We start from the raw sequence: 21,941 nt of genomic DNA on the forward strand, positions 1-21,941 counted from the left end.
GAGGCGAAACGCTGCGTTGTTGGCGTGATACAGCCATTTATCTAAGTTCGGCGCTTTCAGCTTGGCGTTGCGTGTATACACGGCTTTCATCGCACCGCACTCGGAATGCCCGCACACAACAATATTCGAGACTTTCAACACCAGCACTGCGTACTCAATCGCGCTCGCCTCGGAAAGGTCGCCGGTAGAGACCCCTTCCGCAGTCGCCGGCGGAATCAGGTTGCCAACGTTGCGCATCGTGAACAGATCGCCCGGATGGGTCGAGGCAAGCAGGTCCGGGACAACCCGACTGTCCGAGCACGTGATGAAGAGGGCATCAGGTGTCTGCGCGAGCGCCAGTTTGGTAAACTGTTCCGCGTATTGCGGCAGCAGTTTCTCGCGGAATTCAACGATGCCCATTATGAGTTTGTCCATGTTTTTCCTCCGAAAGGGCTAGTCATGTGTTGTCGACGTGGCGGAGCCTCCCAGCCCCTGCGAGTCAGGGATACGGGCCAACGCCAGATCCTCGGGAAACGAGAACATCGAGACGATCGTGCGATCGAGCAGTGCCAACTCGACGCGTAATGCATCATGTCGATGTTCCGGTAGGCACTGGACGAGATTCTCAATCGCAGCACGCAAACGACGCGCGATTTGAATGCTGCCCGCGCCGTATTGTCTTATTTCGCGGAAACTAAGATGTACGAAGTCTTCCCAATTGGGCGTCCGTAGGATAACCCGAACCTGCCCTGACCTATCCACAATCTCCTCGATGTGCAGCGATCGTTGGCCCACCACCCGCAATAGTCGGTGCACCTGGTCGATAGCAAGCACGGCCGTGGTCGGATCGTTGATCGCCGCCGACAGCGCTTTGAGCGCAATATCGACCAGGATGCGAAACGCGAACATAGGATCCTGCTCCATCGTTCGTTCCGTCCCGAAAGCGACCAGTGTGCGCAGCCTTTCCTCATCGATTGCGCCAGAATTCCCGTACAAATAAAACATGGGTTCGCCCACAGCGACGAAATCACCGACTTGCGGTACAAATTCGATAACTGAGTCAGTGCGCCGCGCCTTGGCCACCAGCCTTTCCAAGTTCACGGCCAGAACGATGCCAGATTCGCCGCGGTGAAGGACAATGCGATTAGGTACGCCTCGCTCTTTATCACTTTCCAGCGGGATAGTTGCACCGCTAGTCGGAGCGGGATAAACGCTTTCTATGACCGCCATCCCGTGCTTCCCAACGCGTGCTACGAGGCTTACAGGACGCAGAGATTTCGCGGCGTAGTCAATCAGAAAGAGGAACGCGACGACTGAAGCGAATCCGAATATCGCTGCAATGAACACTTGAAGTTGGTGTACCTCGTTTTCACCCATCCAGCCCAGTGTTCTATCGGCGAACAGCATCGTGAAAACGAACAGTCCGGAGATGGTACGGATCACGTTATCGCGCAGCAGTGTGGTCGCGATTATCCGGGGAGTGTACTGCCCGCCAGCGACCTGGATTGCGACGAGCAACGAACCAAACGTGAACACCAGAAACCCCAGGTCTGCGGAAACGATGTCACCGAGCAACGACCGCGCCCCAGTCATAGAAAGCCCAAGAAAGCCGGTTTTCGGATCGAGGATCGCTTGCCTGATCATCCATCTTCCTAGCATTTCGGTCAGAGGTTTGACCACGGCATAGATCGCGACTGCCATGAGCGGCACAGCCCACAGCGTGGATCTTAGGTAGCTCTTTAAGCTGTACCAGCGATTCCAGCCCATGTTTGCTCTCCTACGATCCATTTGCAGCAGAGACCAGAGTCTTCGCGGTTTGGCAAGCCGCATGCAGATCTGTTGGCGCGTACGATGCATGGCAAGGACCGCTCGCTAACCCTCGGTTTTGACGGTAACGGCTTGCTCGGCATCTGTCACCATCCAGATCGTCCGCGCATCTGCAGGATCGTTCTTGTTACCGATGTCGAAGGCCTTAATGAACTTTGCGGGCATCAATTTGACTCTGTGCCCCATCTTGGACAGCGCGCTGGTCAGGCGCTGGGCTCCCGCAAGCTTCCATCCCGATTAGAGACACAGTGCGCAAATGCTCGAGACACGCCGACCGCTTAATCGACCTGTGCACGGTTCCGGCCATAATTACGGCCACTGTCGTATCGTTCACTTTGGATCCTCTGGTTACCAGTGAAGACCTCGTGGTCTTCCCATGTCGGCACTCTGACGTGAGGATCCACCGCATGCGCACCTTCCAGGCTGGCGGCGCCGTTCACATAATTTCGCGCCTTGTCGGCGCATACCTTTTATCAAGCGAAAATCAACGAGGCTTGTAGGAGAATTTCTGGCCGCCAACGCTTGCCTCATACATCAGCCCACCCTTGGCCACCGTGAATACCGCCATCCCTTTTCGATAGGCGCCCGTAGTTTTGGCATCTTTCTTACCGCCGCTTACATTAGCAGACGTGCCCGCCGTGCCTGCCTGTGCGCCAGCTGCGGCAGTGATCGCGATCGCGTTGACATCTGCACCGAATTCAAAGTTGCCATTGATGAATTCTTTGAGGGATCGTTCGTCCTGGAACAAGATGAGTTCACTGTATACTTGGCCGCCTAGTTGCAAGCCGACAGTGAGCTGAGTCATGGATGTATCGCCGATATATTTCCCTTTCTCATAGACGCGGCCCTTGCCGTGGGCGCCGCCGATGCCGACCCCGGCCTTGCCAATCTTCGGAAACACAGCGTAGCCATAGGCACTGTGCAGAAGATTGCTGCTTTCTCCCGCATTTTTGAACAGGTTGAGGGTGGCCGTATATTCGTCTGCAAGAGCAACGGAAGTAGGCAACATCAAAAGGATTGTGAGCGTCAGTATCAGACGTTTGAGCATGATGTGTTCTCCATGGATTGGTCACATTGGCGCACTGCCGACCTACACCCACCCAAATCGGCGCTTTCAACTGCTGGTCCCCGTTCACACAATCGGTCTGAATATCGGAACTGCACGACGCCGAGGACCTTCCTGTGAAGTCAGTCCGCACAAAAAGGCCCGCGGAAGCGGGCCCGGAAAGCCGCGAGTCACGGTTGCAAAGACGAAAGTCGTCCGTGAGCGGTCGACGCGCCTCAGTGCTCTGAATTCGCGCCGACTTTCAGTATAGGCTGCGTTTCTCGCCGGTGCGTTATATTCCGTCGCCGATCGCGAGACTGGTAAGCTTTTTAATCAAACATAAGTCCGCCGCCCGGTCCGCGGGCCTATTTGAGGCCGGCGACGAAATCCATCACTTGCTGCACGCCTTGCCAGATGGTCTTCATCAGTTGCCCGCTGTAGCGCGAGAATTGCCTACTGTGCTTCTGTTTTAACGGCAACAAACCGCGCATCGGGCTGCTGATCAGCTGTCCAGATCGCCCGCGCGGCGGCGTCAGTCTTGTCACCCGAAACGAAGGCGCGCACCGAGCGGGGGGCAATGAGCCTCAGTCGTGGTCGAGGTTCTTCAGTTGTCCAGCCCTGAAGCGTGCGGCTGCCGTTCGCTTTTACCACAAACTACGAAGGCTCGCGCCTAGTAAAGAATTCGATGACCTGGTTGCGTTTTAGTTTGATGCGCTGAATTGTCCTCGACATTGACTGGCACAGCGACTCCTCATGGTCCAATTGATAAGTGTGTCACAAATGTTCCCTTACCAGCGACGCCGCGCGAATTAGGTGACGTTTAAATGAATTATTTCTTAAGCGGCTTGGGAGAACTGGTCGCGGGCGACCTCCATATTGGAACGCGGGCTGATTGTTGAATCGCGAGCCACGTCGAAAATGTGTTGGTTCCGTTCACTAAAAACCGCTTGTATTGCTCGGGATATGTTCTTAAATTACGGGAGTGATGCTCGACACTTTTATTTTTGCCGACGAGACAAAAGCACAAGAGGAAGTCCGTGTCAGCTCAAGATGCCGGGACTGCCGTGAAACGTGTGGGTCCAGCGATTGAAGTTGCGGTGATCTCATTCGCGATGGGCGCGGCCGCAGAGCGATATGAACAAACGGATCACTGCGGCGCACAGTGGCAGTAATGATGAGATCGTGAAGATTCGGATGCACGTCGAGTCTTACGTATTAGATCCCCGCGTCGGCGCGAAGGAGCGCGAAGCGATCAAGGTGTTGAGCGCCTATTTCGATGCGAAACGTGAGTACACTTCGGGCGACGGATGGGCGACGGCGTGCCGCAATACCCGCTCGCTGCGCCGATAGCCTCGAGCGCCCATTCGATACGCATCGCACTTCCCGCGACGCATGCCACGGCTACACTTTCGCATCCGAAGCTGCAAGGCAAGAACGCACCGGGCGGTGCTTTCAGCTGTGTGATCAACGGTCGCTGCTCGCGGGCTTCGCGATGGTCGCCTACACGGCGTAATACGGCACGAGCGAAGTGACGACGTTCATCTGAGCAGCAACAGCGGCGTTTATCAGAAGGATAGCGGGAAATCCCGAGCACCGACGGAACGCGGCGATCCCGATGCGCCGCCTGGCCGAGAGGACGAGCCCATTGGACCCTACATGTCGCATGTCGAACGCTCAAAAACGAGTCAAAGGAGTCGGCATGAATGCGAAGAAAACTCACCAGCTGTGTGTCGCGCTGATGATGCTGCTCGCGCTGGATGCCATTGCGCAAAGCAAGCCGATACCGTATCCGGCGAAAGGCCAAAGCGCTCAGCAACAACAGAAGGACGACGGTGCGTGCTACAGCTGGGCGAAGAGCAACACGGGCATTGACCCCGCGACGGCTTCTGCGGCGCCCCCGCCACAGAGCGGTCCGGCGGTGGGCGGCGGAGAACGTGTCCAGGGAGCCGCGCGCGGCGCGGCGGGCGGCGCAGTAGTCGGGGCCATTGCGGGCGATGCGGGAAAGGGCGCGGCGGTCGGCGCGACAGCCGGCACGATGGTGGGTGGTTCACGCGCACGACAGAACCGTCGCGCGCAGCAGGCGAATACGCAAGCGCAATCACAGGGCGCGATGGACACCTACTACCGCGCTTATGCGGCCTGCATGCAGGGCCGTGGCTATACGATCAAGTGAAATTGCCCATTCATTAACTCAGGAGCAACAATAATGAAGCGCATGAGCATGAGCCTTTTTGTCGCAGCGTGTCTAGTGCTATCCGGAACAGCATGGACCGCCGAGCCTGAGACCAACGTGAACGTGACAAAGAGCGAGAATGGAGCATCCGTGCAGGGCACCTCGAAGGTGACCGCTACCATCGTCGGCATCGACGCCGCCACGCGCACCGTCACGCTCAAGACGCGTTCCGGCAAGGTGATCGAGCTGGAGGTCACGGACGAGGTACGCAATTTCGACCAACTGGCTGTGGGCGATACCGTGAAGGTCGCCTATCACGAATCGCTGAGCCTGAGCCTGCTCGACAAGAAGAGCGAGGCATCGCGGACTGAGAGCCAGTCCGCGGAACGCTCGGTTCCGGGCGCCAAGCCGGGAGGAACAGTCGGGCGCGAAGTGACGGTTATCGCGGACGTCGTCGCGGTGAATGCCAAGACGCAGATGGTGATGCTCAAGGGCCCCAAGGGCGACACGATCGATCTTCATGTCGAAGACCCCGAGCGTCTCAAGCGCATAAAGAAGGGCGATCAGATCAAAGCTGTCTACACCGAAGCATTGGCGGTATCCGTCGAACCGGCCACAATGAAGTAGAACGGGTGTGAATGATGCTTTGAGTCCGCCGTATAGACCCGGCTTTGCGTAGGTGCGCAGCTTCACTTTCCGGAGGTCGCGAGATCTTCCTCGATGAAGCGCAGAATTGCTTCAGTCAGCGCCTCACGAGGATAGGCGTTTTGCGTGACGAACAGTGCGCCGATTGTGCTGTGCGTTCTGGCAATGGGCACGGCCAGCGCCCAGTGGTCGGCATTCACAAAGGCGAGCAGCGCGCTTCCCGGTACGATTTGATCGTAGAAGATGACTTGGCTGTCGTTGCGCGCGTCGATTCGCGAGAGCTTGTCGTAGCTCGATTTGAGTATCGACGATATGCGTTCGGGCTGAGGAAACGTGACGAGCGAGAAATAGCGTAGCTCCTTTGGAAGGAGGTGCTGCGCAATCCAGGCCTGGCGTGTCGCCGGGCGCAGGCTTTGTACGGCGCCGCCGTCGCCTGACGTACAGGTTGCGCCGGGAAAGTACCGCAGCATGTCGGCCTGATACTGCTCTGCATCGTTGGCGAGCGCCGATCCGCCAACCGCGCCCGCCGCACTCACGACGGCCGCCACTCGGCTTCGGATCTCCGGATAGTCGACAACAGCCTCCAGGATGTCGGCGGCGCCCTTTGAATAACCGACCAGCACAAGTTGCCCTGGCCCGGTGGCCGGTTGCATCGCCATAATGGCGTCGCGGATCTGACGTGCGTTGTTCTCCGAACTCGACAGGCCATCAACGTTGAGCATGATGGCGTCGTATCCAAATTGCTGCACATGTTTCGCGACGGCGTTCTGCGAATTCAACCACGGCTTGAAACAGTCATAACCGATGCCGGGAACCACTGCCGCGATGAGGTGACGCTTCGATTCACCCAGATCCACAGGCGCACCAGTGCCAGCGGGCTCGGTACCGACGCGTGTCAGTGCGTCTTCACAGGGACGGTAGTCGGGAAGCGCCTTGCCGTGTGCTTCGAGCACCGCGCAGAATGTCTCGCGAAAGCGTGACCGCTTGTCCAGCACACCCGCTTGAGATGCGGGAACGAGCGCGAGCGGAGGCGTATTCGTCGTGTAGGGGACGAGCGGCTTCGTTGCGCACGCCACGAGCGTAAGGCAGGCAAGAGCGGCCATAAGACGGGCAACGCCTCTGCGTGGCCTGATGACGGAGCTATTCGCCGGCATCGCCCTGCTCCTCGCGTGCACCGGTTTCGCGCTGCTCAAGGTAAGGCACCCAGTCTAGAATCTGCACGTTGGTGAAGTTGAGCGGGCGGGTGGCGAAGAACATGACGGCGCGCAGCCCATTGGTGTAATACGAGGCGCCGTTCAACGTTGTTCGCGGGTTTGCGGGCGGCGCCGCGCCTACGCCGTACACGAAGCCGAGCTGCTCAAGACCACCCGAATACATCATGTCCTGGATCAGAAAGTTGCGCGCCTCGTCGACGTCGCCATGCAACGCGGGGCTTGCCGCATCGTGATGCGCGAAGCGGCCGCCGATGGGTCGTCCACATTGCGCCAGATACACCCAGCTGCCGTTGTACCGGATTGGCGCGAGCCATGCGCGCAACGTAGTGGAAGGCGCGCCCCCTTGCGCTTCCTTGCGCAGGACGACGTCGGGTCTGCGTCCAAACAGCGCTTGGGCAAGGTCCGTGTCACGCAATTCGCGACGATAGCCGCGCCGAACCATTGCAGTGCCTATATCGCCCAGCGTACCAATGATAATCACGTTCAGCGGGTCCGCTTCGGTCGTGCCTTTTGCATCGGTGGCGCAACACGGCATTCGTTCGAGCGCCGTGCGTAATGAAGCAAGATCGTGATAATCGATGATTTCAGACTCCGAGTACCGGAACGGTATCAGCGCAAAACGCGCGTCTCCGGCGTCGTTCGGTACCGGCACGAACAGGGAGAAAGGGATCAGCGTTTTGCTGCCGAACAAATCGATATTGACCAATTTGATCTGCTGGTCCTGATTGGTGAACAGTAATCCGGAACGCGTTTCGCCAGCGGGGATGGGATTTCTGAATCCCAGTTTGTCCAGGTGATCGTCAATACTTTCGTTCGTCGCACCTCCGAGCAGCGTGTGCATGGACCACGCTACTTCGAGCGGCGAGAAGTAATCCGGATCGGTTCCGGAGTGCAGCAACCACAAGTTCTGCGACGTCCGGTTCTCGACTTCCACCCAGACCGGCTGGATATTGGCCTTGGTGATATCGGCGCCGAACATGCGCTTACTGTCGTCGGCGCCCAGCACGGCCACGCTTACATGCGCATCCTGCTTCGTTGCGCTCACCGCTCGTTCGCGCAGCGGCGCGTCGTCAATGCTGGTCGCCGCCGTCCACGTCGCGCAGCCCGCGAAAACCGGTGCGAGGACAACGCAGCCGGCGGCACGCTTGAACGCCCGTCGCAGCCACGCCGATGCGCTCATCGTTTTGCTCCCGAGGGCAGGGCGTTGAGTCGGGCGGCCGCCTCCCACGGAAAGAATTCGATTTCAGAGAGCGACGTCGGCTGCCGGTCGAACACGAGCACCGTTCGATAGCCGTCGGTGTAATACGGATCCGTCGTTAGATTCTGACGCGTCGTGCCTTGCGGGGCGCCGCCGACGCCCCGAACGAATCCGATCTTCTGCAGGTTCTGGGAATAGGCCATGTCCTCGGTGAGCGCTGTGCGCGCCTCGTCGACATCCGGGTCGATCTTGTGCGTCGTGAATGTCGGCGAGTGCCACGTAAGCCGCACGCCAATGTCCCGGCTGATCTGTCCGACCCACACAGGCTTTCCCCGGTAGCGCATTGGACTTAGCCAGAGCCGCAAGTGATTGCGCTGGTGAATCGTGTCGCGTGCTTTTTGCAGCGCAAGATCCTGCGCGCGGCCGAAGAGATACAGATCGCTCACCGGCGCATTGATGTAACGCTCGCCGGACAGCGCGGACGTGACTGTCTTCGTGATTGCGCCCGACCATTTCTCTTCGGTTGGAGTCCAGCCACGCCGCACGAGTGCGGGAAACGCATCATCGAGGCCACCCACGATGACGAGATTGAGCGGATCGCCATTTTTCGAACCGTCCTCGTTGGTCGCGCAACAGGGTAGTACTTCGAGCGCCGAGCGGAAGGCGTCATCGTCCGTGTAATCGACGATTCTTTCAGGCGGATAGATCTCGCGGCGAAACACGGCGCTGACATGATAATCGGCATGGAAGCCGGGCACGACCATCAGGATCGAGAATGTCTTTGCGCCACCGCTCGCAACGAGATCGAGCTGAACGAGCTTCGCACCTTCACGGAGGTTCGTGAGCACGAATCCGGATACGGTTTGCCCAGGCAAGACTGGGTTGTGAAAGGCGAGACGGCGAAAGCGCTGGTCGAGCTCGTCCTTGGTAACGAGGGCCTTGCTGTCAGCAAACGCTTCGGCCGCTTCGGAGGCCGGGAAGAAGTTTGGATCGAGGCCTGGCGACATCAGGAAATAGCTGACCGGATCGTCGTTCTGCACCTCGATCCAAACGGGCTGAATTCCTTTTTGCGCTAATGGCGCGCCATAGACCGCCACGCTGTCTTCGGCCGAAAGTACCGAAGCGTAAACCCTGAGACCGCCTTCCGTGCGGTTCGTGGCACGGCCCTTATAGTTTGGAGCGCTGTCGTTCTGCGGTGTAGTGGCGCAACTGCACAGGAACAAGGCGATAACAACTGCACTCAGCAGTCGATTCACGATGCGGTTCATCGCGTCACCTCTTTTCCGCGAGTCGGGGGGCTCTCAGCGGGCTAGTGTGAATTGATATTCGCGCTGCCAAGGTTCTTCGTGATGCGTATGGATTATAGTGTCCGGGCCGGGGCGCGTCACTTATTAACGAGCGCCAGGAGCAGCGCTTCGTATGAACCGAGTCACCGACCTCCGGTGGACTTGTCAAGGGCACAATTCGCACGCCTTTGGTGGAAAACCAAACGCATACCGCCTATATTGCATGAGAAGATGAGCGCCTGCCCGCCCCCGTTTTCATACCATCAACCTGGAAGAATTCAGCAGTCGTCTAAAAGCCACGAGCTCTGTGCACCGCGGGACTGTCTGACCTATTACAACAGTCAGATTGTTCAAGGACGTTGATGACGGCAGCCACGCTTTCGGTTGGTCGACATATCGCGTGACGGTCTACTGCATTGGTAAAACAGACGGCTCCGCCCGAGTGCGACCGGCTTCTTCGGGTTTCGCTCAAAGCCCGCGCCGGCTTGATTAAAACGAAGAGAGCGAGAACTCGGGCCAGGTGTTCCGATTATGAGCTTTGTCGTGTGGACGCTGGCGGCGAACGGAATTGCTTTCTGCGGTCGCTGCTGCAACACAACGAAACGAGCGCTACGAACGCGAAATCAGCGGCCGGCTTTCATTGGCAAGCCATATGTGCTGCTGGTTCTTCAATTCGAATCGCCCCGTTTATGCTGATGGGCGACCATGAGGCAACGCGCGTACATCTGCGCGGATTTGTTGTCGCCTTAGCCGAGAAAGGGGAGCGCTATTCAAGTGCAACGTTGCGCAATAACGAGAAAGCACTATGTCCACGGAGCAGGTAGCGGCTTCTTCACGGCCGATCGCATTCCTGGAAAACGCAGTGAACGCGCATCAGCCGATCATGCGAACACATTGTCCAGAAGCGTGCGAACAGCCGTCGTTCCGAACTTTTGCGCATGTCAACCAGAGCCTACGATAAGGCGATGGAAATGGAAATTCAACAGGAGGGTGATAAAAATGAAATTGCTACCGCTTCTCGTCGTAACCATTGCCGTGTCAGCCTGTGCAACTCAACCCATGCCTCCGAGCGCGCAATCGGTCGGGGAAAGTCAACAGTCGGTCGCGGCAGTCTCGCAATGCATCGCTCAGAGATGGGCGAATCAGTCACAGCAACAAGTGATATCGCAAGTGATCGTGGCGAACAATCAGGCGATGGACGTCTATGTTCCGGGCCAGCGGCCGCCGGATGGCGCAGCCGCGCTCGTGCGGCCGTCCTGGACAGGCAACAGCAAAACGTGGGTGGGCTTTCGCCCGGGTGCCGGAGGTAGCGGCGGCGCTGTTGGCAGCTGCCTCTAGCCAGTGCGTCAGCCGACGCGTCTTCGTTTCTCTATGAGCAGCAACTCCAGACGCTTCAAATCTCAATCTTGCACAGTTCGATCGAGGAGAGTCTCATGAATCGTCGCACCTTCTTTTCGCTCACTGCTATCGCCCTCGCCAGCTCGCTGGCCGCTTGTGGCTCGACCTCGACGCCGACCGAAGCAGCCAGCAAGCGCAAGGAAATCGATGCCGGCGTCGATGGCGCCCTCAACAAGCTCTACAGTTCGACACCGGGCGCGCAGGCGCAAGCCGCCAAGGCCAAGGGTATCCTGGTCTTTCCGTCGGTGCTTGCCGCAGGCCTGGTGGTCGGCGGCGAGTACGGCGAAGGCGCGCTCCGTCAGGCAGGCACGTCCGTCGGCTACTACAAGACCAGTACCGCTTCCTTTGGCCTGCAGATTGGCGCCCAGTCCAAGGCGGTGATCATGATGTTCATGACCCAGGACGCGCTCGAAAAATTCCGCACGAGCGATAAGGGTTGGACAGCGGGCGTGGATGGCTCGGTAGCGGTGGCCAAGACCGGCGCGAACGGTGCGCTCGACACGGCAACGACGAATGCGCCGATTGTTGGGTTCGTGCTGACGAACTCCGGCCTGATGGCCAATCTCAGCTTCGAAGGAACAAAAGTTAGCAAGCTCGATATCTGATAACCGAACGGCTATACGGTGCGTCGAATCAACGGTGAGGATCGGGTGCGATGGGGTGAACGCAGGAAAGCGCCATACCGCACCCTCCCTCGGCATGTATTTCTCGTGGTGCACTTCTACGGCGGCAGATTGCATGCGCTTTAACGACAATGGAGCGTGGCGCCTTCAACGCGGGGCTCAAGCCTAAATTGGATGAGGCGGGTAGCAACGCGACGGTGCGCGTCGATGAACGTTGTATGTTGCTGCCGACGCCAAAATGAACTTGTTGCCGACGGGCTACCGACGCATCAAAGCATCGCCTGCCGGGGGCGGCGTGGATGGATTGAACACGTCGTCATTTGGTCCTTTTGGAACTGACCGGCCCAAGCGGACGATTTCATCGCGCCGCATTTAACGGGACTCGACGAGATGAACGACAGCTGCACTCTGGGAACGGTTACATCCGCAGGAAGTTGGTGAATGTCGCTTCGGGGTATGCGTCGACTGGCCGGTCCGTAATCAAGAAGCGGGTGATAGCGGAGGCTGAGCGGGCGCGGGTTTTCATGCATGCCTCGCACGGTGAGACATGACCGTAAAAGATGGCAAATGATGCCCAGGCACAATCCAGCGCTGCAACGCAGCCAGAAAACCCCCATGACACCAGCGAGGCGGCGCCTGCTGACCATCGGCCTGATCGTTCTGTCGGCAGCCTCCGGCTGGATGATGATGATCGTGGTCGAACCCGCTTTCCAGCGCACCATCGTGATGACCAGCGGCGCGGACAACGGCATTTATCGCGGCTTTGCGGATCGCTACGCGCCCATCTTAAAGCGTGCGGGCATCAAGCTGGATATACGCGGTTCTTCCGGCTCGGTGGAGAATTACGAGCGATTGGGAGAGCCGAAGAGCATCTACGATGTCGGGTTCATCCAGTCGGGCACCGTGAGTCCGAAAGAGACCGACAAACTGCAGACGATTGCCGCTGTGTCGTATGAACCGATCTGGGTGTTCTATCGTGGCGAGACTTCAGTCGATCAGCTCTCGCAATTGCGCGGCAAACGAATTTCCTTGGGCGTTCCCGGCAGTGGCCTGCTCAACGTCGCGCAGTTGCTGCTCGGCTATAGCGGCGTCACGAGCCAGAATTCCACACTACTGCAAATGGATGCGCCCGCGGCTTATCAGCGGCTCGAAACCGGGCAAATCGACGCTGCTTTCTTCATTGGGCGGCCGGACGCCGAGATGCAGAAGACGCTGCTGAACAGCAGTCTCAAATTGATGAGTTTCTCGCAGGCCGATGCGCTGGTTCAGAAAATCCCGTCGCTTGCAGAAATCGTCTTACCGCGCGCATCAACGAGTGTCGCCGAAGACCTACCGCGCACCGACGTCACGCTGCTCGCGGCAACAGCGCTGCTCGTATCGAAAGACACAATGCATCCGGCGCTCATCTATATGCTGCTCGACGCGGCGCGCATCGTCCATGGTCATGAACATTACTTCACGCCGCTTGGCACGTTTCCGAACACGAACACCGAAGAATTCCCGATCTCCGATGATAGCGTTCGCTACTTCAAATCCGGCCAGCCGTTCCTGTACCGCAATCTGCCGTTCTGGCTCGCGAGTCTGATCGAACGACGGCTGTTGATCCTCGTGCCGTTCGCGGCGCTCCTCATCGGTCTGCTTCAGGCATTGCCGCGCATGGTCGAGACTCGGATGAGAAAGCGGCTCGTGGTCTGGTATCGCGAGATCAAAGCACTAGAAGATGAAGTGTGGAACAGCACCGCGCCCACCCGCTCGCAAATTGCGCAATGGAGCGACGAAATCGAGAGCATCGACGCGAACGTGAGCCGGATACGAATTCCCTATCGATATTTTCAGGATGACTATGCTCTGAAACAGGCGATCGGGGTCGTGCGAGACCGGATAGCGCACGTGGCGCAGAGTGCGAAGGGTTAGCGGCATGTCGCTCACGCACGATCGCTCGACGCCATCGATATGGCGCTGTTGAGCAGCGTCCTTAGGAGCGGGCGGAAACTAGAAGGGACTGTTCCCAGCCCGCCGCCTTCGATAATGCTGTGCCAATGGCGCGCGCTGAACTATCGTGATAGTTAGAGCTTGATAAAGACATGCGCGCAGACGCGTTTAACGAGACTGGGGGGACCATGAAAGCGAAGGTCGCAGGTCTGGCCGCCTGCCTTATTGCATTGGCCAGCGCAACGGCGGCGAATGCCGCATTCCGGTACGACGGACTCTGGGGCTATGTCGCGCCGTCGATGGCTCAGTCCGGGGCATCCGCCTCAGATCCTAGGCCGTCTGCCTATGACCAAATGCTGGTTGAGAAAGGCGTCGATCCAGCTTCCGAAAGAGGGCAGCTGATTCTCGCTTGGATCGCGCACATCAACAGCGATCCGGCGGTCGCCGGTAACGCCAGCGCAAGAGTGATCTCATGCTGAATCCGGGCGCGCTCGACGAGGCGTTGGCCGACGGACTCGGACGCATGGCGCCCGCACTGCGTCTGCAGTACGTCGCGCTGATCGCCAAGGTATACGACACTCTCGTTCCTCCCGACTGCTTCGGCCTATACGAGATGGACGCGGTAATTGACCGAGTCTCGCTGAACGCGATGTCCGATGCGGATATCGACGGATACTTCCGCATGCTGCTGGTTATCCGCAATGGGGATCGCGCAGCCTATTGCGATTCGCTGGACGACGCTTGCGTGAGCAACAACCACGCGGGCATCGCTCGGCTGATCGCCGAATCGGTCCTGCGTTCATTCGACCTCTACTTCGATGCGCTCGGTTTGGCTTGCCGACCAAGGACCTTCCTCGGCCCCTCGGTAAATAATAGGATACCGACATTAAGGCGCGCAGTCGCGTTATCGCTAACGTTCCATGTCGATGGCGTGACGCCGCGCCCAAGCGGCCAGATGTTAGACTAACAGCCCTAGTCTGGCCTCGTCACTGCGAGGAAGAGAGCCCTTCCATATCGAACGAGCGGCCACCCGTGCCCGTCACATCAAGCACTTCTCAGGGCTGACGTTTCGTTCGCACTTCACAAGGAGGAGAGTTTCGATGGACGAACAAGGCGTTCGCGCCCCGATTGTCACGGGAACATGCGCACGCTGCGGAGGCAAGGTGCCGTGGCCGATTTCGTCCTGTCCTTATTGCGGTGCGCCTGCGCGGTTTGTGTTCGGCGATCGTGCACCCTCTGCGAGGAAGCCCGGAACGGCAGCGCACAGCGCACCGAACGGGCGTGTTGATCGTCCGCCTAACCCGTCGCCGTGGCTGCGGCAAAATGCATCCTCGTTCGCATCGAACGACGCCGTTTATCCCGACGACGAGATCCATCCGTCACCGCGCCGCGTTACCGGTCATCGGGGCATGAAAAAGGGGGCAGTGCTGACGCTTGCGGTGGCCTTCGTGCTCATCGGCGGATCGGGGCTCTGGTACTGGATTCAGAATCATGACACGCAGGAAGAGCCGACGAGATTGATCGGCGCGCGAGGAATGGTGACGTCGAACGACTTGAATCAGCCCGCGCAGGCTCCGACCACGCGGCAGGTTCCGACGATTGCCCCAAGCTCGGAAGCGCCGCTGCCGAGTGACAAGGCATCCGCTGACAAAAATCAGAAGTTAATGCCGCTTGCCCTCGCGAGAGCGCACGACGGTCTCCAAAAAAACAACCTGCAACTGGCGCGGTCCGGCATTTCTTGGGCGCTTTCGTTGCAGCCGGACAGTCCCGAGGCCCTCCGGCTCAAGCAGGATTTGCTGTCGCGGGAGAGGGCTCGCAATGCGGCCTTGCAGGCGGCACGCAGTTGCGTCGTGCAGGAGCGTGCCATGTGTGCTTGGCAAAATGCCAACACTGCGCTGTCGATCGATTCGAGCAGCAACGAAGCGAAGGGAATCGCCGCGCGCTCCATGCAGTAGAGCATCTAGCGGCTGGAGCAGCACTTCGGACTCAGGCTGTTCAGCCGGACTTGATGCGGAACGAGACGGCGCGCGGTCAACCGCGTGTCGCCGGGTTCGCCGACTCGAATGGTGACATCCACGCCCTCCTCTATCAGGTCGACGTAGCGTTCGCTCAGGCGCAACTCGACCGTCCCTTTCGGATGCTGTCGGCAAAACGCCGGCAATGTGGGCGCGAGGATGTTCACGCCGACGGGCAACGGCGCGGTCACCTTGAGCGTTCCGGCAGGCTCCGCGCGCGCGGCGGCGACGCCTTGCTCGATACCTTCCGCCTCGCGCAATAACCGCTGCGTGCGCTCCAGAAGATTCCGCCCCTCCGGCGTCAGCATCAGCGAGCGCGTTTGCGTGGGGATCACCTAGGTTCGCGGGGCGTGACGCGCCTTAGGGTCCGTGACTAGCCGCGCGTTGCGTCACCAAAAAAAGAAGGTTCGACATCGATGCATCATGTGGTCACCGCTGCAAGAATAGCTGGCGCACAATCTTGAACACAGTCGTTGTGGTCACCAATGCCCCTCGACCGCTGACGTGCGCTTCGGTGGCGCACCGGGATTCAATTAAGGGGGAAAATGTGAGACGCCTACAGAAATGGTCAACATCCCTGATAGCAGGTGCGGCGATCAGTTTCAGTATCGGCTGCTCTCTGAATGCAGGCGTGCCGAGCACAGGTAACCTTCAGGACGAAGCGGCGATAAAGCGTGTAGTTTCCGAGATGACTCAGGGCTTCAACAGTCATGATGCCGAGGCGGCCACCCGGATGTACACCACCGATGTCGACTTCGTCAGTGTCCGCGGCGAGGTTGCAAAGGGAAGGGAAGAGATTCGAAAGGGGCTGGCGGCCATTCTGAGCACAAGGGCAAGGAATGCATCACTCGATACTCGCGCCATAACTATCCGGTTTATTCGACCAGACGTTGCTCTTGTGCACGTTGACAACGAGTTGAGGGGGCTCGTAAATTTCGAGGGACAGACGCTGCCCGCGCATCGGGAGCTAAGCCTCCGAGTATTCGTGAAGGAGTCCGGGGTTTGGCAAGTTTCCGCCTTCCAAAATACTCTAACGAGACCGTTTGAGCCCAGCTCGATGGGGAAGGGAGCGGCCGCGCCGTGACAGACGAAACGCAGTGATGCTGCGAGCATTTTGGCCCGTCGCGATAGACAGCAAGCGGCCACAAGCAGCCGTTGGACCGCGCTATCGGAACGACATTGGAACGTCAGCTCCGCCGCAGACACCCGCCCTTCGCGCACGGATCATGTTCGTCGGTCTTCAGCCATTCCGATCGACACCAACGGCCAGTTCGAGAAAGCTCGCAGGCTCGTTGTCCTACGTGGCTTCTCCGGTGTCGGTCTGAGCCAGGCGAGCTCGATTTACATCCAGACCTTAAGGGTCTTCGAACGCTTTATTGCGATTAAATCGCCGTGGGTGGCGGTCGTGGTCAGGTCGTTGTCGTTCGCTAAGATGTTGATCGCATTCGTCGAGCATGGCGCCGGACATCGAGTTGTAGACCGCATGCGCATCCTATGTAAATAGCAACCATCGTCTTCGGACTGTCCTCACATACCGGCGCGTCGGGAGAAAGCGAGTCTGCGAGGCGGCGACGAGTTCAGTGAATCGCGAGGTCGCCGCGCCGTTGAACTTGCCGTTTCTATTCCACATAGAAATGCGGAAAGAATGAGTTCAGTTGGTCCGGTCGCAAGTCGCGATCTTCGAACAGATGCAGGCAGTCGTCGACTTACCGTTGTCAGAGGTTCAAGGGTTTCAACTGCGCGCGCAATGCATCGATTTCGTCGAGCAGATCCAACGCGAGTGCAATTCCAGCAGCATTGATTTCCAAATCACGCGCTAGCCGGTTGGCGGTCCGCACACGTCGTAGCGCCGCGCCGCTGAACCGCCATTCCTCGGGCCGGGCGCCTCTCGGCTCAAACGCGCCTTCTGAGATCCACATGGTCAGTTCTTCTTCGGATGCGCCGCTCACTCGACACAGTTCGACGAGCGTGAACTCGACCTGTTCCTCGACAATCTCGCCTTCCAAATAGCTGGTCATAATTCGTTACCCGTGAAAATTCGTGCGTGGGTCGAAGTTGAACGCTTGACGCATCGCTTCGTATGCTGCCTTTGCATCGTCGGTGTGAGCCGGTGGCAGCACAATAGTCAGCACCACGTACAGGTCGCCCGGCGGGTTCGCCGGAATTCCTTGGCCTTTAAGGCGCAGCCGACGGCCGCCGGAGGATCCCGGAGGCACGGTCATTTCGACCGAGCCATCAGGCGTCGGGACGGTGACCGCTGCGCCGAGTGCCGCCTCCCAGGGCGCGATCGGAACGTCGAGAGAAACATCGCGGCCGTCGACGCGAAAACGTGAATGTTCTCGAAAGGCGATCTCGAGGTACAGATCACCCGCGGAACCGCCTCCCAACCCTGCCCCTCCCTGACCGGCGAGTCGTAGGTGCTGTCCAGCCCGCACGCCTTTCGGAATAGAGACGTTGAGCGTACGAGACTGCAATTTGACATGGCCTTGCGCATCGATGGCCGGCATCTGCAGCGAGATTGTGCGCTGCGCGCCGCGATAGGCATCAACGAGGTCGATCACCACCTTAGCATGGTGATCCTGTCCAGGCGCGGTGAACGTCGCGCCGCTGTATGCCCCCTCCAGATCATCGTCTGCGTGGGCGTATTGATCCGATCGGGCGTCGTGCCTTTGTCGTTGCTGGGAATGCATGCTGCCGTGCGCGCCCCCGAACATCGCTTCGAAGAATTCACTGAAGTCGGCGTTCGTCTTTTCCTCGCTGCTTGCACCGCTGAACTCGAATCCTTCGTCCCAATTTGGCGGGGGCTGAAAATCCTGACCGTTCTGCCATTGGCCGCCCATTCTGTCATACGCAGCGCGTTTCTCAGTATCTTTTAGGACCTGATAGGCTTCCCCGACTTCCTTGAAGCGCTCCTCTCCGTCGGACTGTTTGGTAAGGTCTGGGTGGTATTTCCGTGCCAGTTTGCGATAAGCGCGCTTCACGTCGTCCTGCGTGGCAGTTCGTTGCAGTCCCAAGATCTCGTAATAGTCCTTGTATTTCATTGCTCGGGCCAAAGGTAGATTAGAGGACTGACGCGGATCGGTCCGGGTCTGAGAGTGCGACCTTGCCGGTTTACCTGATCACGGACCGTCTTGCCGGTTATTTTGTCACATGTTCGGATAGTTGGGCCCGCCGCCGCCTTCCGGCGTCACCCAGACGATGTTCTGGGTCGGGTCTGCGCGCGCGATAGAGCTCGGTCTTGAGCCACGAGCTATCGAAGGATGCGGGGTAAGCGGTGAGTTCGTCGTTCTGACGGCCGGCTTGAACGGCATCGAATGCGGCTTTGGCGGCGAGCTTGCCGGTCTTGATCGCCGCGTGCGAACCCTTGATCCGCGATGGGTTCAGGAACCCGGCATCGTCGCCCACCAATGCACCGCCCGGGAACACGAGCTTTGGCAGCGACATCAAGCCGCCCGCCGTAATCGCGCGGGCGCCGTAGGAAATACGCTTGCCGCCTTCGAGAAACGCGCGGATCGACGGATGCGTCTTGTAGCGCTGAAATTCCTCGAACGGCGACAGATACGGGTTCGAATACCCCAGCCCGACAACAAACCCGACCACGACCTGTGACACCCTAAGTGTCCCGCTGATCGTTTGGCTTTGGACCGAACTTTTATCGTGCATAACGTCGACATCCGGCGCATAGTCGACGGGGTGTGGATCCTCCATACAACTGCCCGTGTATCTCAACTGCGTCGCTGTGCGTTCGGCTTTCACGTTTAATTCCAGTCTACGTTCGACCTCACGATGAAGCAGTTCATGACGTGAGGAATTCCTGCGCCGATGCCGGTACGGCACCGTACCGACTTCCGATCCAGTTCGGCGCACAGTCTGTGTGGGTGTCCCGCGATCCCATGTTACGAGGTATCTGGCCAGTCACGCATGATGAAAAAGCGGAGTACCGCGGTCGTACTTCCGCTTGGCGGCAAGCTAGGGGAACCAGTGTTGCGGAAGACGAAGGTTGATCATTTCGGGTCTTTTGACCGAGATACATCCCAATGGCACAACCGCGTCCAAATGAAGATAGCCGTGACCCGCATTGACCCGTATGACTTCGGACTCGATAAGAACGGCGCGAACTATGTTCCGCTGTCCCCCCTTAGCTTTCTCGAGCGCGCCGCGTCCGTCTACCCGGATCACGTTGCAACGATCCATGGCGATTGGAAAATAACTTGGAAGCAATGCTATGACCGTTGCCGGCGGCTTGCTTCGGCGCTGAGAAAACGCGGTATCGGGAAAGGCGATACGGTGGCGCTGATGACACCGAACGTCCCGGCCATGTACGAGGCGCACTTCGCGGTGCCGATGATTGGCGCGGTGTTGAATACACTGAATCTGAGGCTCGATGCGGAAGCGATCGGTTTCATGCTCCAGCATGGCGAAAGCCAAGGCCGTCATTACCGACCGAGAGTATTCGTCAGTCATGGAGCATGCTCTGCCGATGCTCGAAGAGCGGCCGCTCGTCATCGACATCGATGACCCTGGATTTCAAGGTGGAAAGCTGCTCGGAGAAATGGACTACGAGGCGTTCCTGATTGAAGGGGACGCGGACTTCGCGTGGTCGCTGCCTGTGGACGAATGGGATGCAATCGCGCTCAACTACACGTCCGGCACGACCGGTAATCCGAAGGGGGTGGTCTACCACCACCGGGGGGCTTACCTCAACGCAGTGTCGAACATCCTTTCATTGGGCATGCCGCACCACGCAGTGTATCTGTGGACGCTGCCCATGTTTCACTGCAATGGCTGGTGCTTTCCGTGGACCATGGCAGCCAACGCCGGCATTAACGTGTGTTTGCGGCGCGTCGAGCCCAAGTCAATTTTCGACGCAATCAGGACGCACAAGGTGACGCACTTCTGCGCCGCCCCGATCGTGCACAGCATGCTGATCAACGCGCCCGACGAAATGCGCATTGGTATCGAGCACAGACGCGCTGCTCGAAGCCGAGGGCCGCGTGGAATCAAACGCTATCACCACGACGCTCGCTGACGTATCGGACGCGGCCGCGGTCGTACGCGTCTTCGCCGATGTACAGAATCGACTTGGCGGCCTCGATGTGCTGATCAACAACGCAGGTATCGCGGGTCCCACGGGCGGCATCGACGAGCTCGATATGAGCGAGTGGAAGCAAACCATTGACGTGAACTTGAACGCGCAATTCTATTTCGCCCGCCGCGCGGTGCCGCTCCTGCGCAGTGCGCCCAACGGCGGCGCAATCATCGGCCTGTCCTCAGTTGCCGGGCGTCTGGGCTACGCCTATCGAACACCGTACTCCGCGACGAAGTGGGCGGTCGTCGGGCTGACTAAAAGTCTTGCTATCGAACTCGGACCTGTCGGCATCCGTGTGAACGCCATCCAGCCTGGCATCGTTAAAGGCCCTCGGATCGAGCGTGTGATCGAGGCGCGCGCGCGCCAATTCGGCATCTCCTATGACGAGATGGAGAAACAGTATCTCGAGAAGATTTCACTGCGCCGGATGACAACCCCCGAGGAAGTCGCGGCCACCGCACTCTTTCTGTGTTCGCCGGGCGGCAGCGGCATCTCAGGGCAGGCGATCTCGGTCTGCGGCAACGTCGAAGTGCTTTGAACGCATTTGAATGCATTGATCACGAGGTTTATATGGCAACGAAACGCAAAGTCATCATCACCTGTGCACCCATTGGCGCGATTCATACACCGTCGATGTCGCCGTACCTGCCGGTGACGGCCCAAGAGATCGGCGACGCGGCACTCGCTGCAGCACAAGCGGGCGCGGCAATCCTGCACCTGCACGCACGCGACCCGAGCGACGGCCGGCCGTCGCAGGACCCTGCGCTGTTTCAGGAATTCCTGCCGCGCATCAAGGCGCAAACCAATGCCGTGATCAACATCACAAGCGGCGGAAGTCCCCATATGACCGTCGAGGAGCGTCTGAAGCCTGCGCACCACTTTAAGCCTGAACTCGCGTCCTTGAACATGGGTTCGATGAACTTCGGCCTGTATCCGATGCTCGGACGCTTCAAGGAATTCAAGCACGACTGGGAGCGCAAGCACCTTGAGAACAGTCGCGACCTGGTGTTCAAGAACACCTTCTCCGACATCGAGTACATCCTGACATCGTGCGCGGCGAACGGCACACGCTTCGAATTCGAGTGCTACGACATCTCGCACCTTTACAACCTCGCGCACTTCGTCGATCGGGGCCTCGTCAAGGGACCGTTCTTCGTGCAGAGCGTGTTCGGCTTGCTCGGCGGCATCGGGGCACACCCCGAAGACCTCGCACACATGAAGCGCACCGCGGACCGTCTGTTCGGCAAAGACTTCGTGTGGTCGATTCTGGGTGCCGGACGTAACCAGTTCCCGATGGGCACGCTGGGCCTCGCGCAAGGCTCGAACGTGCGGGTCGGACTGGAGGACTCGCTGTGGATCGAGCCGGGCAAGTTAGCCGAATCGAGCGCGGCGCAGGTCGTGAAGATCCGCCAGATCGTCGAGGGACTGTCGCTCGACATCGCAACGCCGGATGAAGCACGCCAGATGCTCGGCCTCAAGGGCGCGAGCGATACCAACTTTTAACAACGGAGACGGCC

20 protein-coding genes and 4 pseudogenes are annotated in these 21,941 nt (G+C 58.9%); 13 read left to right on the forward strand and 11 right to left on the reverse strand.

The genetic code is table 11. The features are described 5' to 3' along the window. The 4 genes and pseudogenes from AWB82_RS29945 to AWB82_RS38570 form a co-directional block, all read right to left on the reverse strand. Nucleotides 1–414, reverse strand: a 414-nt coding sequence (locus tag AWB82_RS29945) for a carbonic anhydrase (protein WP_327345742.1), incomplete at its 3' end; no start/stop codon positions are given. Between the two features lie 18 nt (nt 415–432). Beyond that, nucleotides 433–1,746: a DUF2254 domain-containing protein gene (locus AWB82_RS29950; RefSeq protein WP_086972950.1), complete on the reverse strand. Its 1,314-nt coding sequence runs from the start codon at nt 1,744–1,746 to the stop codon at nt 433–435. A gap of 544 nt (nt 1,747–2,290) precedes the next feature. Continuing rightward, nucleotides 2,291–2,854 (reverse strand): lipid-binding SYLF domain-containing protein, encoded by a 564-nt coding sequence (locus AWB82_RS29960; RefSeq protein ID WP_061167855.1) that lies wholly within the window; start codon nt 2,852–2,854, stop codon nt 2,291–2,293. Between the two features lie 453 nt (nt 2,855–3,307). Beyond that, nucleotides 3,308–3,424: pseudogene (locus AWB82_RS38570) on the reverse strand (IS110 family transposase); the annotation flags it as partial. Nucleotides 3,425–3,985: 561 nt separating this feature from the next. Here AWB82_RS38570 and AWB82_RS29970 point away from each other — a divergent pair. The 3 genes from AWB82_RS29970 to AWB82_RS29980 all read left to right on the forward strand — a co-directional run bounded on the left by AWB82_RS29970 (nt 3,986) and on the right by AWB82_RS29980 (nt 5,651). Beyond that, complete coding sequence (locus tag AWB82_RS29970) at nt 3,986–4,201, forward strand: DUF2950 family protein (RefSeq protein ID WP_086972951.1); 216 nt, start codon at nt 3,986–3,988, stop codon at nt 4,199–4,201. Nucleotides 4,202–4,550: 349 nt separating this feature from the next. Then, entirely contained in the window at nt 4,551–5,024 is a 474-nt protein-coding gene (locus tag AWB82_RS29975; protein WP_061167853.1) for a glycine zipper family protein, read from the forward strand. A gap of 33 nt (nt 5,025–5,057) precedes the next feature. Then, nucleotides 5,058–5,651 (forward strand): hypothetical protein, encoded by a 594-nt coding sequence (locus AWB82_RS29980; RefSeq protein WP_086972952.1) that lies wholly within the window; start codon nt 5,058–5,060, stop codon nt 5,649–5,651. 62 nt (nt 5,652–5,713) lie between these two features. On the opposite strand, the gene AWB82_RS29985 is transcribed toward AWB82_RS29980, so the two are convergent. From AWB82_RS29985 to AWB82_RS29995, 3 genes are read right to left on the reverse strand one after another with little or no spacing between them, the layout of a single operon-like run. Next, nucleotides 5,714–6,772: a lipase family protein gene (locus tag AWB82_RS29985; RefSeq protein ID WP_235023495.1), complete on the reverse strand. Its 1,059-nt coding sequence runs from the start codon at nt 6,770–6,772 to the stop codon at nt 5,714–5,716. A gap of 37 nt (nt 6,773–6,809) precedes the next feature. Then, a complete protein-coding gene (locus AWB82_RS29990) occupies nt 6,810–8,063 on the reverse strand; it encodes an LssY C-terminal domain-containing protein (protein ID WP_086972954.1) in 1,254 nt (417 codons plus the stop codon). Beyond that, the gene (locus tag AWB82_RS29995) at nt 8,060–9,349 is read right to left on the reverse strand and encodes an LssY C-terminal domain-containing protein (protein ID WP_086972955.1); all 1,290 of its coding nucleotides are present in this window, start codon (nt 9,347–9,349) and stop codon (nt 8,060–8,062) included. Before AWB82_RS29995 ends, AWB82_RS29990 begins: the two co-directional genes overlap by 4 nt. A gap of 1,017 nt (nt 9,350–10,366) precedes the next feature. On the opposite strand from AWB82_RS29995, the gene AWB82_RS38575 reads away from it, so the two are divergent. The 6 genes from AWB82_RS38575 (at nt 10,367) to AWB82_RS37380 (ending at nt 15,275) form a co-directional block, all read left to right on the forward strand. Beyond that, a complete protein-coding gene (locus AWB82_RS38575) occupies nt 10,367–10,705 on the forward strand; it encodes a hypothetical protein (protein WP_086972956.1) in 339 nt (112 codons plus the stop codon). 95 nt (nt 10,706–10,800) lie between these two features. Further along, nucleotides 10,801–11,370 carry a BPSL1445 family SYLF domain-containing lipoprotein gene (locus tag AWB82_RS30005; RefSeq protein WP_061168043.1) on the forward strand — a complete coding sequence of 190 codons (570 nt, stop codon included), beginning with the start codon at nt 10,801–10,803 and terminating at the stop codon, nt 11,368–11,370. A 633-nt stretch (nt 11,371–12,003) separates the two neighbouring features. Beyond that, nucleotides 12,004–13,302, forward strand: coding sequence for a TAXI family TRAP transporter solute-binding subunit (locus tag AWB82_RS30010; RefSeq protein ID WP_086972957.1), 1,299 nt, complete (start codon nt 12,004–12,006; stop codon nt 13,300–13,302). Between the two features lie 206 nt (nt 13,303–13,508). Next, the gene (locus AWB82_RS30015) at nt 13,509–13,799 is read left to right on the forward strand and encodes a hypothetical protein (RefSeq protein ID WP_143756920.1); all 291 of its coding nucleotides are present in this window, start codon (nt 13,509–13,511) and stop codon (nt 13,797–13,799) included. After that, nucleotides 13,793–14,287 carry a hypothetical protein gene (locus AWB82_RS38095; RefSeq protein WP_200818229.1) on the forward strand — a complete coding sequence of 165 codons (495 nt, stop codon included), beginning with the start codon at nt 13,793–13,795 and terminating at the stop codon, nt 14,285–14,287. The genes AWB82_RS30015 and AWB82_RS38095 overlap by 7 nt, the downstream gene beginning before the upstream one ends. Nucleotides 14,288–14,420: 133 nt before the next feature. After that, a complete protein-coding gene (locus AWB82_RS37380; RefSeq protein ID WP_143756921.1) occupies nt 14,421–15,275 on the forward strand; it encodes a hypothetical protein in 855 nt (284 codons plus the stop codon). A 5-nt stretch (nt 15,276–15,280) separates the two neighbouring features. Here AWB82_RS37380 and AWB82_RS30030 read toward each other — a convergent pair whose 3' ends face one another. Further along, nucleotides 15,281–15,643 (reverse strand): LysR substrate-binding domain-containing protein, encoded by a 363-nt coding sequence (locus AWB82_RS30030; RefSeq protein WP_086972975.1) that lies wholly within the window; start codon nt 15,641–15,643, stop codon nt 15,281–15,283. A 152-nt stretch (nt 15,644–15,795) separates the two neighbouring features. Here AWB82_RS30030 and AWB82_RS37385 point away from each other — a divergent pair, with 152 nt between their 5' ends. Next, the gene (locus AWB82_RS37385; RefSeq protein WP_143756922.1) at nt 15,796–16,419 is read left to right on the forward strand and encodes an SgcJ/EcaC family oxidoreductase; all 624 of its coding nucleotides are present in this window, start codon (nt 15,796–15,798) and stop codon (nt 16,417–16,419) included. A gap of 631 nt (nt 16,420–17,050) precedes the next feature. On the opposite strand, the gene AWB82_RS30045 is transcribed toward AWB82_RS37385, so the two are convergent. The 3 genes and pseudogenes from AWB82_RS30045 to AWB82_RS30060 all read right to left on the reverse strand — a co-directional run. Continuing rightward, entirely contained in the window at nt 17,051–17,353 is a 303-nt protein-coding gene (locus AWB82_RS30045) for a chaperone modulator CbpM (RefSeq protein ID WP_086972962.1), read from the reverse strand. 6 nt (nt 17,354–17,359) lie between these two features. Further along, entirely contained in the window at nt 17,360–18,376 is a 1,017-nt protein-coding gene (locus AWB82_RS30050; protein ID WP_086972963.1) for a DnaJ C-terminal domain-containing protein, read from the reverse strand. Nucleotides 18,377–18,551: 175 nt separating this feature from the next. Beyond that, a pseudogene (locus AWB82_RS30060) lies at nt 18,552–19,001 on the reverse strand (NAD(P)/FAD-dependent oxidoreductase); the annotation flags it as partial. Nucleotides 19,002–19,391: 390 nt separating this feature from the next. On the opposite strand from AWB82_RS30060, the pseudogene AWB82_RS30065 reads away from it, so the two are divergent. The 3 genes and pseudogenes from AWB82_RS30065 to AWB82_RS30075 form a co-directional block, all read left to right on the forward strand. Then, a pseudogene (locus tag AWB82_RS30065) lies at nt 19,392–20,295 on the forward strand (AMP-binding protein); the annotation flags it as partial. A 46-nt stretch (nt 20,296–20,341) separates the two neighbouring features. After that, nucleotides 20,342–20,962, forward strand: a pseudogene (locus AWB82_RS30070) (SDR family oxidoreductase); the annotation flags it as partial. Between the two features lie 32 nt (nt 20,963–20,994). Then, entirely contained in the window at nt 20,995–21,927 is a 933-nt protein-coding gene (locus AWB82_RS30075) for a BKACE family enzyme (RefSeq protein ID WP_086972965.1), read from the forward strand. The last annotated feature ends 14 nt before the right edge of the window (nt 21,928–21,941 follow it).

This window comes from Caballeronia glebae (assembly GCF_001545035.1).
Taxonomy (GTDB): Bacteria; Pseudomonadota; Gammaproteobacteria; order Burkholderiales; family Burkholderiaceae; genus Caballeronia; species Caballeronia glebae.

Coding starts and splice junctions, on each gene's coding strand:
- AWB82_RS29950 (WP_086972950.1), bottom strand. CDS start 1,746: ATGGGCTGGAATCGCTGGTACAGCTTAAAGAGCTACCTAAGATCCACG.
- AWB82_RS29960 (WP_061167855.1), bottom strand. CDS start 2,854: ATGCTCAAACGTCTGATACTGACGCTCACAATCCTTTTGATGTTGCCT.
- AWB82_RS29970 (WP_086972951.1), top strand. CDS start 3,986: ATGAACAAACGGATCACTGCGGCGCACAGTGGCAGTAATGATGAGATC.
- AWB82_RS29975 (WP_061167853.1), top strand. CDS start 4,551: ATGAATGCGAAGAAAACTCACCAGCTGTGTGTCGCGCTGATGATGCTG.
- AWB82_RS29980 (WP_086972952.1), top strand. CDS start 5,058: ATGAAGCGCATGAGCATGAGCCTTTTTGTCGCAGCGTGTCTAGTGCTA.
- AWB82_RS29985 (WP_235023495.1), bottom strand. CDS start 6,772: ATGGCCGCTCTTGCCTGCCTTACGCTCGTGGCGTGCGCAACGAAGCCG.
- AWB82_RS29990 (WP_086972954.1), bottom strand. CDS start 8,063: ATGAGCGCATCGGCGTGGCTGCGACGGGCGTTCAAGCGTGCCGCCGGC.
- AWB82_RS29995 (WP_086972955.1), bottom strand. CDS start 9,349: ATGAACCGCATCGTGAATCGACTGCTGAGTGCAGTTGTTATCGCCTTG.
- AWB82_RS38575 (WP_086972956.1), top strand. CDS start 10,367: ATGAAATTGCTACCGCTTCTCGTCGTAACCATTGCCGTGTCAGCCTGT.
- AWB82_RS30005 (WP_061168043.1), top strand. CDS start 10,801: ATGAATCGTCGCACCTTCTTTTCGCTCACTGCTATCGCCCTCGCCAGC.
- AWB82_RS30010 (WP_086972957.1), top strand. CDS start 12,004: ATGACACCAGCGAGGCGGCGCCTGCTGACCATCGGCCTGATCGTTCTG.
- AWB82_RS30015 (WP_143756920.1), top strand. CDS start 13,509: ATGAAAGCGAAGGTCGCAGGTCTGGCCGCCTGCCTTATTGCATTGGCC.
- AWB82_RS38095 (WP_200818229.1), top strand. CDS start 13,793: ATGCTGAATCCGGGCGCGCTCGACGAGGCGTTGGCCGACGGACTCGGA.
- AWB82_RS37380 (WP_143756921.1), top strand. CDS start 14,421: ATGGACGAACAAGGCGTTCGCGCCCCGATTGTCACGGGAACATGCGCA.
- AWB82_RS30030 (WP_086972975.1), bottom strand. CDS start 15,643: ATGCTGACGCCGGAGGGGCGGAATCTTCTGGAGCGCACGCAGCGGTTA.
- AWB82_RS30045 (WP_086972962.1), bottom strand. CDS start 17,353: ATGACCAGCTATTTGGAAGGCGAGATTGTCGAGGAACAGGTCGAGTTC.
- AWB82_RS30050 (WP_086972963.1), bottom strand. CDS start 18,376: ATGAAATACAAGGACTATTACGAGATCTTGGGACTGCAACGAACTGCC.
- AWB82_RS30075 (WP_086972965.1), top strand. CDS start 20,995: ATGGCAACGAAACGCAAAGTCATCATCACCTGTGCACCCATTGGCGCG.